This is a genomic window from Mesorhizobium sp. P3_A2, from assembly GCF_056403115.1.
This window is the reverse complement of sequence record NZ_JBFUGC010000005.1, coordinates 1-13,076: the sequence shown is the minus strand read 5'-3', so window position 1 is coordinate 13,076 and position 13,076 is coordinate 1. Positions and strand designations below refer to the sequence as shown.

The 13,076-nt window shown below is 62.2% G+C and carries 9 protein-coding genes and 1 pseudogene; 5 read left to right on the top strand and 5 right to left on the bottom strand.

Going from position 1 to position 13,076, the window contains the following annotated elements; all coding sequences use genetic code 11:
* Window positions 1-128: 128 nt before the first annotated feature.
* The 5 genes from AC1DXM_RS13010 to AC1DXM_RS12990 all read right to left on the bottom strand — a co-directional run bounded on the left by AC1DXM_RS13010 (window position 129) and on the right by AC1DXM_RS12990 (window position 6,718).
* Window positions 129-1,241 carry an ABC transporter ATP-binding protein gene (locus tag AC1DXM_RS13010; RefSeq protein ID WP_477233414.1) on the bottom strand — a complete coding sequence of 371 codons (1,113 nt, stop codon included), beginning with the start codon at window positions 1,239-1,241 and terminating at the stop codon, window positions 129-131.
* 65 nt (window positions 1,242-1,306) lie between these two features.
* Window positions 1,307-2,968, bottom strand: a complete 1,662-nt coding sequence (bglA, locus tag AC1DXM_RS13005; RefSeq protein ID WP_477233413.1) for a beta-galactosidase BglA — start codon at window positions 2,966-2,968, stop codon at window positions 1,307-1,309.
* 5 nt (window positions 2,969-2,973) lie between these two features.
* Entirely contained in the window at window positions 2,974-4,128 is a 1,155-nt protein-coding gene (locus tag AC1DXM_RS13000) for a carbohydrate ABC transporter permease (RefSeq protein ID WP_477233412.1), read from the bottom strand.
* 1 nt (window position 4,129) lies between these two features.
* Complete coding sequence (locus tag AC1DXM_RS12995) at window positions 4,130-5,143, bottom strand: carbohydrate ABC transporter permease (protein ID WP_023668891.1); 1,014 nt, start codon at window positions 5,141-5,143, stop codon at window positions 4,130-4,132.
* Between the two features lie 219 nt (window positions 5,144-5,362).
* On the bottom strand, window positions 5,363-6,718 hold the full coding sequence (locus AC1DXM_RS12990) for an ABC transporter substrate-binding protein (protein ID WP_192249306.1): 1,356 nt from the start codon (window positions 6,716-6,718) through the stop codon (window positions 5,363-5,365).
* Window positions 6,719-7,082: 364 nt separating this feature from the next.
* Here AC1DXM_RS12990 and AC1DXM_RS12985 point away from each other — a divergent pair, with 364 nt between their 5' ends.
* The 5 genes and pseudogenes from AC1DXM_RS12985 to AC1DXM_RS12965 all read left to right on the top strand — a co-directional run.
* Entirely contained in the window at window positions 7,083-8,105 is a 1,023-nt protein-coding gene (locus AC1DXM_RS12985) for a substrate-binding domain-containing protein (protein WP_455856921.1), read from the top strand.
* A 103-nt stretch (window positions 8,106-8,208) separates the two neighbouring features.
* A pseudogene (locus AC1DXM_RS12980) lies at window positions 8,209-9,316 on the top strand (amidohydrolase).
* A gap of 126 nt (window positions 9,317-9,442) precedes the next feature.
* A complete protein-coding gene (locus AC1DXM_RS12975) occupies window positions 9,443-10,789 on the top strand; it encodes an NAD(P)/FAD-dependent oxidoreductase (RefSeq protein ID WP_477233411.1) in 1,347 nt (448 codons plus the stop codon).
* A 492-nt stretch (window positions 10,790-11,281) separates the two neighbouring features.
* Entirely contained in the window at window positions 11,282-11,848 is a 567-nt protein-coding gene (locus AC1DXM_RS12970) for an OsmC family protein (RefSeq protein WP_142867679.1), read from the top strand.
* Window positions 11,848-13,076, top strand: a 1,229-nt coding sequence (locus tag AC1DXM_RS12965) for an NAD(P)-binding domain-containing protein (RefSeq protein ID WP_477233410.1), incomplete at its 3' end; no start/stop codon positions are given. The genes AC1DXM_RS12970 and AC1DXM_RS12965, both read left to right, overlap by 1 nt.

The window sequence follows — 13,076 nt, the reverse complement described above, 5'->3', positions numbered from 1 at the left end:
GTTTTTACGCAATTCCCGGACGGAAACCGCCTACACTTTTCCTGGAATTGCTCTAACAGCCGAAGTTTGCAAAAAAGAGCGGCGGGCCTGGCCCGCCGCTTTTTTTATGCCGATACGACGCGCCGGTCTCAGGCCGCCTTCACTTCCACGGGCTTGAGCGAGAAGGAATGTCCCTCGGCGTCAAATATGTGCAGGTCGCCGGCATCCGCGGTCAGCCGCAGCTTCGCCCCGCGCTTGACCTCGACATTGCCGGGCAGCTTGGTCACCAGCGGCAGGTCGGCGCGGCCGATGTCGACATAGACCAGTTGGACCTCGCCGAGCTGCTCGACATAGTCCACCACGCCCTCGAAAAGATATTCCGTGCCGGTGGCGACCGACAGATCCTCCGGCCGCACGCCGAAGCTGACCGCCGCGCCCTTGGCGGACGCCGGCGTCGCGATCGGCACCGTGGCCTTGCGGCCGCCGACATGGCTGACGATGGTCGGGTCGCCGGTCTTGTCGATGGTCGCCGGCAGGATATTCATGGCCGGCGAGCCGATGAACTGGGCGACGAACAGATTGCCGGGCTTCTTGTAGAGGTCCATCGGCGTGCCGACCTGCTCGATATGGCCGTCCTTCAGCACCACGATGCGGTCGGCCAGCGTCATCGCCTCGACCTGGTCGTGGGTGACGTAGATCATCGTTGTGTTGGGCATCGATTCCTTGAGCTTGGCGATCTCGATGCGGGTGGCGACGCGCAGTGCCGCGTCCAGGTTCGACAGCGGCTCGTCGAACAGAAACACTTTCGGGTTGCGCACGATGGCGCGGCCGATGGCGACGCGCTGGCGCTGGCCGCCCGACATCGCCTTGGGCAAACGGTCGAGATATTTGGTCAGCTGCAGGATCTCCGCTGCCTGCCGCACCCTTTTGTCGATCTCGGCCTTGCTTTCCTTGCCGATCTTCATCGAGAACGCCATGTTGTCGTAGACCGTCATGTGCGGATAAAGCGCATAGGACTGGAACACCATGGCGATGCCGCGCTTCGAAGGCGGCACATCGTTCACGACCTCGCCGGCGATCTTCAACTCGCCAGAGGTGATCTCCTCAAGTCCGGCGATCGAGCGCAGCAAGGTCGACTTGCCGCAGCCCGACGGGCCGACAAAGACGATGAACTCGCCCGACTTAATGTCGAGGTCGATGCCGTGGAGAATGTGCAGATTGCCGTATGATTTCTTCACCTGTCTCAGCGTGACATCGGCCATGATTTCCTCCCAGTGATTTCCCTAGAGAACCTAGATTTCCTCAAGAAATTCAGTTTCGTCAAAACTCAGTCGATGCGCCCGAACCAGGCGCCGTAGCCGCCGAGGCGGATGGAGCCGGTGCCGGATTGTCCCGAAAAACCGTGCCCGGCCAAGGGCTGCAGCGCCTGGCCGAGATCGACCTCGGCCGGCCTGCTGCCTAGATTGAAGACGCAGACGATCTGCTCATTGCCCTCGCGGCGGGTGAAGGCGACGGTGTCGCCCTCGCTTTCGATGAACTCGATGTCGCCTTTGGCCAGCGCCGGATGCTGGCGGCGGAAGCCGAGAAAGCGCCGGTAGTGCTCAAGCAGCGAGGCGGCGTCGCCCTGCTGCACGTTGACCGCCTGCGACAAATGCTTGCCCGGTACCGGCAGCCAGGGCTTGGCCGTCGAGAAGCCGGCATTGCTGGCGGTTGCATCCCACACCATCGGCGTGCGGCAGCCGTCGCGGCCCTTGAATTCGGGCCAGAAGCGGATGCCATAGGGGTCCTGCAGATCCTCGAACTTAAGCTCGGCTTCGCCCAGCCCAAGCTCCTCGCCCTGATAGAGGCAGACCGAGCCACGCAGCGACATCAGCAGCGCCGAGATGACCTTGAGATAGGCCGCCGGATCGGCTTCATCGGCAGCCCAGCGCGAAGCCGGACGCATCACGTCATGGTTGGAGAAAGCCCAGCATGACCAGCCGTCGCTGGCGACCTTGCCGAAGGCCTCCAGCACCTGACGCACCTTGGCGGCGCTGATCTTTTCCGGCGCCAGGAAGTCGAAGGAATAGCACATATGGACGCGCTTGCCGCCGGCCGTGTAGGCGGCCACCACTTCCAGCCCACGCTGCGAATCGCCGACTTCGCCGACGGCGGCGGTCGCCGGATATTCGTCGAGCAGCGCCCGGAACCGTTCGAGGAAGGCCAGGTTCTCCGGCCGGCTCTTGTCGTAGAGATGGTTCTGGTAGTTGTACGGATTGACGGCGGGTGCGGTCTGGTCGTTGCGCTCTTCCGGCGGCAGCGGCGGGTTGTTCTCCAGCCCCTGGCTGTGGAAGTAGAAATTGATGGTGTCGAGGCGAAAGCCGTCGACGCCGCGCTCCAGCCAGAAGCGGGTGACATCGAGCAGCGCGTCCTGGACTTCCAGATTGTGGAAGTTGAGGTCCGGCTGCTCGGACAGGAAATTATGCAGGTAATATTGCTGGCGGCTGGTGTCCCACTGCCAGGCCGAGCCGCCGAAGATCGACAGCCAGTTGTTGGGCGGCGTGCCGTCCGGCCGGGCGTCGGCCCAGACATACCAGTCGGCCTTCGGGTTGGCCCGATTGGCGCGGCTTTCCTTGAACCATGGATGTATGTCGGCGGTGTGCGACAACACTTCGTCGATCATCACCTTGAGACCGAGGTGATGGGCTTCCGCCACCAGCGCGTCGAAATCGGCGAGCGTGCCGAACATCGGATCGACGTCGCAATAGTCCGAGACGTCGTAGCCGAAATCCTTCATCGGCGACTTGAAGAAGGGCGAAATCCAGATGGCATCGACACCCAGCGAGGCGATGTAGGGCAGCCTGCGGATGATGCCCTTGAGATCGCCTATGCCGTCGCCATCGGAGTCCTGGTAGGAGCGTGGATAGATCTGGTAGATCACCGCGCCCCGCCACCAGTCGCGATCGACGGCGAGATCTGGCTTCGAGGTCGCCTTCAAAGCGGATTGCATCAGTCTCAACCTCCTTTGACCGAGCCGGCCAGCAGCCCGCGGACGAAATAGCGCTGCAGGGAGAAGAACACGATCAGCGGCACGATGATGGTGACGAAGGCCGATGTCGTCAGGATCTCCCAGTCGCCGCCGCGCGAACCGAGCAAGGCATTGAGCTTGGCGGTCAGCACGATCTGATCGCCCTCGGTGCCGAGGAAAACCATCGCCACCAACAAATCGTTCCACACCCACAGGAACTGGAAGATGGCGAAGGAGGCCAGCACCGGGAACGACAGCGGCAGCACGATCTTGACGAAGATCTCGAAATCGCTGGCGCCGTCGATGCGCGCCGATTCCATGATCTCGCGCGGCAGACCGGCAATATAGCTGCGCAAGAGATAGATGGCGAAGGGCAGGCCGAAGCCGGTATGCGCCAGCCAGATGCCGAGATAGGTTTTCGACGGCACGCCGAAGAAAGTGCCGACACCGTTGTAGAGTTTGAGCAACGGGATCAGCGACATCTGCAGCGGCACAACCAGCAAGCCGATGATGACGGCGATCAGCAGCGCACGGCCGGGAAAGCGCATCCAGGCCAGCGCATAGGCGGCGAAGGCCGCGATCAGGATCGGGATGACGGTCGCCGGGATGGTGACGGTCAGCGAGTTCATGAAGGAGCGGCCGATACCTTCCGAAAACAGCACCGTGTTGTAATTGTCGGTGGTGAATTTCGGCGGCGCCGACGAGGCATAATAGACGCGCTGGCCGCGGTCGCCTTCAAAGGCTTTCGGCGACGACATGACGAAGGTGCCGTCGGCATTGACCTGCAAGGTTACGCCATCGCCGAGATCGGCAGTCGTGCCGGCCGGATATTGCGTCGGCGCCGCCGACTTGACGCCGAAAGCGCTGATGTTGCGGGCGGCGGCGTCGCCAAAGATGTTGCCGGCAAGCACGAACTTGCCGTCCTTCTCGACCTGCGCCGAGGCAGGCGGCAACCGGCCGGCTTCGGTCTGGGTGGAACTGGAGAACGAATTCCACCAGCCCGAGGCGATGATCTGATCCTTGTCGCGCAGCGAGGAGACCAGGATGCCGAGCGTCGGCACGGTCCAGATGGCGACGAAGATGAGCACGGCGATGTGGACGCCGAAACGGCTGGCAAAGGATTTTCCGGTCGCGACGGCCATCTCAATGTCCTCCCGTCTCTTTGTTCGCCTGACGGATGTTCCAGACCATGATCGGGATGACCGCGATCATGATGATGATGGCGATGGTGGCGCCGCGGCCGAAATCACCGCCACCGCGGAACATCCAGTCGAACATCAGATTGGCCAGCACCTGGCTGTTCCATTGGCCGTTGGTCATGGTCAGCACGATGTCGAACACCTTCAGCACCAGGATGGTGATCGTCGTCCAGACCACGGCAATGGTGCCCCAGATCTGCGGCACCATGATCTTCCAGAAGATCTGGAACGGATTGGCGCCGTCGATGACCGCGGCTTCGAGCGTCTCCTCGGGGATGCCGCGCAGCGCCGAAGACAGGATGACCATGGCAAAGCCGGTCTGGATCCAGATCAGGATGATCATCAGGAAGAAATTGTTCCAGAACGGCAGCGATATCCAGACCTGCGGCTGGCCGCCGAAATACTGGATGATGGCGTTGAGCAGGCCGATCTGCGTCTGGCCCTCGCCGCGATACTCGTAGATGAATTTCCAGATCACGCTGGCGCCGACGAAGGAGATCGCCAGCGGCAGGAAGATCAGGCTCTTGGCGATCGTGCCCCACCAGATCTTGTCGGTGAGCACGGCGATGATCAGCCCGAGGAAGGTACACGCCGCCGGCACCACCGCCAGCCAGATGATGTTGTTGAGGATCGAGTTGCGGAACTCGCGGTCGCCGAACGCCCATTCATAATTGGCGAAGCCGACAAAATGCTGACCGCCGCGGTCGAGGAAGGACAGCCAGAGCGTCGCCACCACAGGATAGATCAGATAGACGGTGAGGATGATCATCGCCGGGCCGACGAACAGCCACGGACGGACCAGCCCTTGCCGGCGCAGATTGTCGATGGCCGCTGCCCCGGCGACGCCGCGCGACGGGAAAATCAGGTCGACCAGCTTGTTGGCGCCCCAGAAATAGGCGACGCAGCCGCCGACGCCGATGATGATGACAAAAATGGCCGATAATATCTGAGCAGCCATGGGTCCCTCTCCCTGCGCATGATCGGCCGGGCCTTGAACAGCCCTGGCGATGTGGCAATGCGCCGATTTAAGTTATTCGGAACGAACGAACGCAAATCGGTCCGGCGTACGGCGCCGGTCGGATCCGGGCCAACAAGGCCCGGATCCAGTCTGTGGAGGACGTCCTAAAAACTGCAGCCTGAGCGGCTGCTGACTCGCCGCTGTTTGCTTGGCCGCTGATTACTTGATCGCGTCCCAGCTCTTCTGGATGTCGGTGGCGACATCCTGGGCCGACTTGCCGCCGACGAGGTCGATCATGCCGGTCCAGAAGGCGCCTGCGCCGATCTTGCCCGGCATCAGGTCCGAACCGTCGAAGCGGAAGGTCGAGGCATTGGCGAGGATTTCGCCCTGCTTCTTCAACGCGTCGCTGGCATAGGCATCCTTGTTGACCGACTTGAGCGGCGTCACGAAGCCGCCCTGGGCCATCCAGATTTCATGCGCCAGCGGCATCTTCAGGAATTCGATGAAGGCGCGTGCACCCTTGCTATCTTTCGTGATCATGGCGAGCGTACCGGCGCCGAGCACAGGCGTGCCGAGCTCGGGCTTCGAGGCATAGGGCGGGAAGTAGAAGAAGTCGGCGTCCTGCCCCACCTTGGTGCCTTCCGGGAAGAAGGTCGGGATGAACGAGGCCTGATGGTGCAGGTAGCATTTCGGCGGAACCGAGAAGAGGCCCTTGGGGCTGTCGCGGAAGTCGGTCGCGGCAACCGCCTTGGCGCCGCCATCGACCATCTTGTCGTCGGTGGCGATCTTGCCGAAGATGTCGATGGCGTTGACCACCGCCGGGTCGTTGAACGGAATCTCGTTCTTCACCCACTTGTCGTAGACGTCAGGCGCCTGGGTGCGCAGCATGATGTCTTCGACCCAGTCGGTCGCCGGCCAGCCGGTGGCGCCGCCCGAGCCGAGGCCGATGCACCACGGCGTGCCGCCGTCGGCGATGATCTTCTTCTCGAGGTCGGCAAGCTCTTCCTGGGTCTTGGGAACCTTGTAGCCGGCTTCCTCGAAATTGTCCGGCGAGTACCAGACCAGCGATTTCACGTCGGCCTTGTAGGGGAAGGCGAAGAAGCCCGGCTTGCCGTCCTTGTCCTTGAAGGTGCCGAGGTCGACCCATGACTGGCCGGCGCCGTAATTGTCCTTGACCCATTTGGCGGTGTCGTCGCCGAGCGGCGTCAGCAGGCCCTTGGAGGCCAGATCCTGGATCAGGCCCGGCTGCGGCAGCACGGCGATGTTGGGCGGGCTGCCGGCCTGAGTGTCGATGACGATCTGTTGTTCGTAATTCTCCGACGAGGAGTATTTGATCTCGGCGCCGGTGGCTTCCTGGAAATATTCGAGAACCGTGCGGATGAGACCTTCGTCCTCGCCGCGCCAGGGTCCGAAGATGGTCAGCGTCTCGCCCTTGAGATCGACCTTTTTCAGCTCTTCGTAGTTGGCCCAGTTGAAGCGCTTGTCTTCACCCGGCTTGAATTTCAGTTCGGCTTGCGCCGGCAGGCTCAGGGCGAGCGTTGCAAACGCGGCGCCAAGCAGAAGCATCTTCTTCATCGGTATTCCTCCCAGTGGTCACATACACCCGGACGGAACCTCCATTCCGTCCGCCGACGCCGCAGGACTGTGACTCACTCGGAAAGGAACCGCAACCTTTCGAAAGAGTCTTCCAAAGCGCTTTGGTCCTTTTGATCTCGCCATTGAATCCGACGGAAGTCAAGAGGGTAGCGGGCTAACCGATTTAATTTCGGGCTGCAACACTTGATAAAGTGCACTGCAGCATAGTTTTTTGGCGATGCAGCAGCGTATTATGCTTCAAACTGGCCGGACCAGTGCGTATGGTCCCATGGTTCGGCAGCGCCCGTCATGGCGCCCGTGCGGATCCAAAATTAAAAGCGCTTTGAGGCTTGGAGGCCTCCCAGTGAACCTGAAACAGCTCTCCCATATGCTGGCTCTGTCGCAGACAACGGTCAGCCGTGCGCTGAACGGCTATCCGGAGGTCAACGAGGAAACCCGCCGGCGCGTGGTGGATGCCGCCAAGCGCCACGGCTACCGGCCCAACCCGAGCGCGCGCCGGCTGGCGACCGGCAAGACCGGCATGATCGGCTATGTCCTGCCGACCGGCGCCTCGGTCGATATCGATCCGCATTTTGTCGAGTTCCTCTCCGGCCTGGGCGACTATGCCCGCTCGCACGAACTCGACCTCGTTCTGTCGCCGGCGGACGCCGACGACCAGGAGACCACCTATCGCCGCATCGTCGCCAATCGCCAGGTCGACGCCGTCTACATCTCCTCGCCGCGGCCGGCCGACCGGCGGGTGGCGCTGGTCAACACGCTGGGCATCCCCTTCATCGTCCATGGCCGCAGCGACGGCTTCGATTTCGACTATCCGTTCACTGACATCGACAATGAGGGCGCCTTCCACGAGGCGGCCCGGCTGCTGGTCCAGCTAGGTCACCGCCGGCTGGCGCTGATCAATGGCGACGACCGCGAGACCTTCGCCATCCACCGCGAGCGCGGCATGCGCCGCGCGCTGGCCGCCAGCGGCCTGACACTCGGCGAGCGCCATGTCTGCTCGGTGACGATGACCGAGGAGAACGGCTATCGCGCCGCGCGGCGCCTGCTCGAGCAGAGCGAACCGCCAACCGCGATCGCCTGCTCCAGCCTGATCATGTCGCTCGGCGTCGTGCGCGCGGTGCGCGACCTTGGCCTGACCATTCCCGGCGACCTGTCGTTGATTGCCCATGACGACGTTTTTCCATGGCTGAAGCCGGAAAATTTTTCCGTTCCGCTGTCGACGACACGCTCGTCGATCCGCCTTGCCGGCGCCCGCGTCGCCGAGCGGTTGGCGGCCCGCATTTCCGGCCTGGAGGAAGGCGCGCGAGGCGAGGTCTGGCCGGTCGACCTGGTGGTCAGGGGCTCGGTGGCGGGCGCGCCGGGTTAGGGTTAAAGATCCAACAGTCTCAACGGCCGCTGACGCCTTCATGGACCGCTTCTTCTGTGCGATTATCGAAGGACGCGATAGGCCGTCGAAAGGATTGCGGATCATGTACGACGAGATCATTGCGTGGCGCCGTGATCTGCACGCACATCCCGAACTCCGATATGAGCTACCGCGCACCTCGTCGTTCGTAGCCGACAAGCTGAGGGCGTTTGGCTGCGACAGCGTCACCGAGGGTGTCGGCATCAGCGGTGTCGTCGGGGTCATTGCGGGAAAAAGCCGGCCCTCCGGCAAAGTGATCGGTTTGCGCGCCGACATGGACGCGCTGCCGATCGAGGAAACGACCGGCCTTTCCTACGCATCGCAGATCCCTGGCAGGATGCATGCGTGCGGCCATGACGGACACACGGCGATGCTGCTGGGCGCCGCGAGGGCGCTCGCGGATACGCGCAATTTCGATGGCACGGCGGTGTTGATCTTTCAGCCTGCGGAAGAGGGCGGCGCCGGCGCGAAAGCCATGTGCGATGACGGGTTGATGAGCCGCTGGGGCATCGAGAAAGTGTTCGCCCTTCACAACGAGCCCGGGCTGCCGATCGGCCATTTCGCCACCCGCACCGGGCCGTTCGGCGCTGCCGTGGCCAGCTTTCGCATCACCATCGAAGGCAAGAGCGCTCACGCGGCCAGTCCGCAGGCGGGCGCCGACACGCTACTCCCCGCTGCCAACATTTTGATAGCTCTGCAAACCATCATCGCGCGCAACGTCCATCCGCTGAAGAGCGGGGTCATAAACATCGGCTTATTGAATGGCGGCGGTTCAGGAGCGGTGATCCCGCAATCAACGCTGATGCGCGGCACCGCGCGCTGGTTCGATCCCGAGGTCAGGGACATGATGCAGCAGCGCATCACCGAAATCTCGGAAGGCATTGCCGCGTCCTACGGGGCGGCCGCGACGGTCAAGTTCAGGAGCCTCTATCCAGTGGTCTGTCGCGCACGACATCATGGAAGCCGTTGATGCCGAGCATCCTCAGCTCATGGGGTCCGAGGATTTCGCGTTCATGCTTGAAGAGCGGCCCGGCAACATCGCGCTCATCGGCAATGGCGACACTGCCAGCTTGCATGACGCGTCATACGATTTCAACGACGCGACAATTCCCTATGGGGTCTCGTACTGGACGCGTCTGGTCGAGACGGCAATGTCGATAAACTCCGCATAGAAGGCCTGTGAAAGTTCGGAGCTGTGGGCCGTGGGACAACGGTCTGCCTGGCCCTGTCCTTGATTTGGCTTCTAGGGGGTGGCAACGAGTAAGCCAGAGCCATCGACCAGCCTACAGGTGCGCCACTTGCCCACATTCCCGTTCTCCGAAACGGATCCAATCCAGCATCCAGGTCCACCGCCGAAGAGTTCGGAGGTGGTGGTCATTGGTGGCGGTGTTATCGGCGTAACGACAGCGCTTTTCCTTGCGGCGCGGAACATCCCGGTGACGCTGCTGGAAAAAGGACGCATTGCGGCAGAGCAATCGTCCCGCAACTGGGGCTGGATCAGGAAGCAGGGACGAGATGCCGACGAGTTACCCATCGTCATCGAGGCTATTCGCCTGTGGCGGCAGTTGGCTGAGGAGTGCGGCGAAGACATCGGGTTGACCCGGACAGGCGTGACCTATCTGGCGAACACCGACAAGGACATGGCCGGCTTTGAAGCGTTCATGAGGATCGCCGCGATCCATGCGCTCGACACGCGCCTCCTGGACGGTGGCGAAACCGCGAAGCTCATCAAAGGCATGTCGCGCACATTCAAGGGCGCGATGACGACGCCGTCCGACATGCGTGCTGAGCCCTGGCTGGCGGTGCCGGCGCTTGCCCGGCTTGCCGTCCGAAAGGGTGTCAAAATCGTAGAGAATTGCGCAGCGCGAACCCTCGAGATCTCGGCCGGCAGGGTCAAAGGGTTGTGGACCGAGGCGGGGTATATCGAGGCCTCAACCGTACTGGTCGCCGGAGGCGCCTGGTCGTCCCTGTTCCTAAGAAGACACGGCGTCTCCATCCCCCAGCTCAGCGTCAGGGTAACCGTAGCCGCAACGGAACCCTTGCCCGAGATCTATGCAGGTGCGGCGACTGACGAACACATCGCTTTCAGGCGCCGGCAGGATGGCGGCTACACGCTCGCCGCGGGCGGCAGCCATTTGCACTACGTGGGGCCGGACGCATTCCGTCACGCCACCAAATACCTTCCGGCCCTCAGGGACAATCCGCTGGGAACACGCTACTTTCCGTTCGCGCCGTCAGGTTACCCCGATGCCTGGTCGACGCCGCGCGATTGGGCGCCGGATTCGCGCAGCCCTTTCGAGAGAATGCGTGTGCTCAGCCCGGCCCCTGAACGGGCCCGTCTGCGTTCGATAGAACGCAAGTTCAAGCACCTCTTTCCGCAGTTCGAGACGGTTCGCCTGAAGGCAGGCTGGGGCGGCATGATCGACGCCATGCCCGACGTCGTCCCTGTCGTGGATCGAGTAGAGGCAGTCGGCGGCCTTTTCGTCGCGACGGGAATGAGCGGCCACGGCTTCGGTATCGGGCCCGGCATAGGTCGCGTCGTTGCCGACCTGATCGCGGGAAACGAGACCGGACACGACCTCAGCCGCTTCCGGCTGTCGCGCTTTTATGATGGAAGTCCTGTTCGGTTGGGTCCGGCCCTCTGAATTGGTCGCGCGTATCCGCCTCTTCGTCGCCGCTTTCGTGTCCAGCCACCCGTAGCCGAAATTCCTCGCGTAGGTCATCTGCGATTTTGTTACCGAACGTTGGTTTTGGTGCAACCTTGCAGATACAAATGTGGAGCATTTAACAGACTGTTGAGTGGCTCCTTGGGTATATCCCGAGGCGCCCAAAGCTCTACAGGAGAAGAAGATGTCAATGCTTGAAACGGTCGCGCGCTATGGGGCGGCCATCAAAAACGCCCGGAAGCACGAAAATCCGAACGCGTTCTGAACAGCCTGCCATTGGAAATTCAAAAGGACATTGGCTGGCCGGTTACACCGCGCCAAAAAAGGCTCTCATCCAACAGCTGGGGCCGGATTCTCTGAGCGAAGCCAGGCGATCCCACGCCCACTCCCATGCTGCGTACAATACGTCCGTGGGAAGACAATGCGTCCGCTGAAAAGTCGGACCCTCATTTATCAACAGGAGTACGACATATGACCAAACACACGGAAACCGTTACCAATGGTGTCAACGTAGCCGCCCTGCTTGGCGCCCGCGAGGCACTGAAGGATGCCCCCGAGGCCGCAGGGTTCAAGTGGCGCGCGACGAGTGAGTGGGTCAAGGGAACCCACAACCGAGCTACCGTGGACGGATTCTTCGGCCTGGGCGCAGAACAGAAGCATCGCCAGACCTACAAGTTCGAGTCCGATCATCCGGAAATCTTTGCGTCCGAGGACAAGGGGGCGACACCCGTCGAGTTTGTGCTGGTCGGCCTGGCAGGCTGCCTGACCGCGGGCATCGCGGCTGTTGCGCAAAATCGCAACATCCAGCTCCACTCGGTCAAGGCCACGCTCGAAGCGGGCATGAATATCCAGGGCATCCTCGGCATCGATCCGGACGTGCGCAACGGCTTCGACGGCATCAAAGTGCACTACGATATTGACGCGGACGCCAGCGCGGAAGACATCGCCGCTCTCGTCGCGCAGTCGCAGAAGCGCTCAGCCGTCTTTGACGTGATCACCAACCCGACCGATGTAACGGTCACCTCGAGCAAGTCCTGATGAGCAAAAGCGCATCGCGCGGGATCGCCGGCACCGTTGACGTCGTCGTCATCGGTGCCGGTCACTCAGGCCTGGCGATAAGCTATCTGCTGGGGCAGCACTCGCTCAGACATGTGGTTCTCGAGCGAGGCGAGGTCGCGAATAGCTGGCGCACGGAACGTTGGGATTCGCTGCGCTTGCTCACGCCCAACTGGATGGCGCGGCTCCCCGACTACCCATACCAGGGCGACGAYCCKGACGGCTACATGAGCGCCGGGCAGATCGCCGATTTCATTTCCGATTACGCCACATACACATCAGCACCGGTTCTAACGCGCACCGCAGTCAACAGAGTTGCGCAGAGCAGCCACGGSTTTCGGGTGGAAACCCAAAATGGGGACTGGCTGTGCCGAGCCGTGGTGCTCGCCACTGGCGGCTTCAACAAGCCGGYCATACCGCGATTGGCCGATGCCATGCCAGCSRCCMTCGAACAGCTSTCGGCTCACTCCTACCGCAATCCCGGGCAGCTTGTCCCTGGCGGGGTGCTGGTGGTYGGGGCATCGGCGACAGGTCTGCAATTGGCGCAGGARATCCAGCTYAGCGGCCGGCCTGTCACGCTCGCGGTGGGCGAACACGTCCGGCTGCCGCGCGTCTATCGAGGTCGCGATATTCAATGGTGGATGCTTGCAACGGGCGTGCTTGACCAACGTATCGAAGAGGCAGACGACCCCGACCGCGCTCGAAGAGTACCGTCGCCGCAGCTTATCGGCGGATCAGACCGGACCACGCTCGACCTCAATGTCCTGAAGGGGCAAGGCGTTAAAATCGTCGGACGCCTGATGGGCATTCGCGACGCAACAGCCCAGTTTTCAGGAACGCTTCGCAACGTCTGCGCGCTTGCCGACCTGAAGATGAACCGGCTGCTCGCATCGATCGACGAATGGGCAGAGGCGAATGCACCGTCCGGCGTCGGTCCCATCGAGCGTTTTGCCCCCACTGCAATCGACGCGGCGCCGCAACTGAAACTCAAACTCGGCGAAGACGTTCGCACGGTGCTATGGGCCACCGGTTTTCGGCCGGATTTTTCATGGCTGGATTTGCCGATCTTCGATCGCAAGGGCGACCTGAAGCACGATCGAGGCGTTGCTGACGTTCCCGGGGTCTATGTGGTGGGTCTGCCATATCTGCGTCGCCGGAAATCGAGCTTCATCCACGGCGCCGAGGATGACGCGCGCGAACTCACAGCGCA

Coding starts and splice junctions, on each gene's coding strand:
- AC1DXM_RS13010 (WP_477233414.1), bottom strand. CDS start 1,241: ATGGCCGATGTCACGCTGAGACAGGTGAAGAAATCATACGGCAATCTG.
- bglA (WP_477233413.1), bottom strand. CDS start 2,968: ATGCAATCCGCTTTGAAGGCGACCTCGAAGCCAGATCTCGCCGTCGAT.
- AC1DXM_RS13000 (WP_477233412.1), bottom strand. CDS start 4,128: ATGGCCGTCGCGACCGGAAAATCCTTTGCCAGCCGTTTCGGCGTCCAC.
- AC1DXM_RS12995 (WP_023668891.1), bottom strand. CDS start 5,143: ATGGCTGCTCAGATATTATCGGCCATTTTTGTCATCATCATCGGCGTC.
- AC1DXM_RS12990 (WP_192249306.1), bottom strand. CDS start 6,718: ATGAAGAAGATGCTTCTGCTTGGCGCCGCGTTTGCAACGCTCGCCCTG.
- AC1DXM_RS12970 (WP_142867679.1), top strand. CDS start 11,282: ATGACCAAACACACGGAAACCGTTACCAATGGTGTCAACGTAGCCGCC.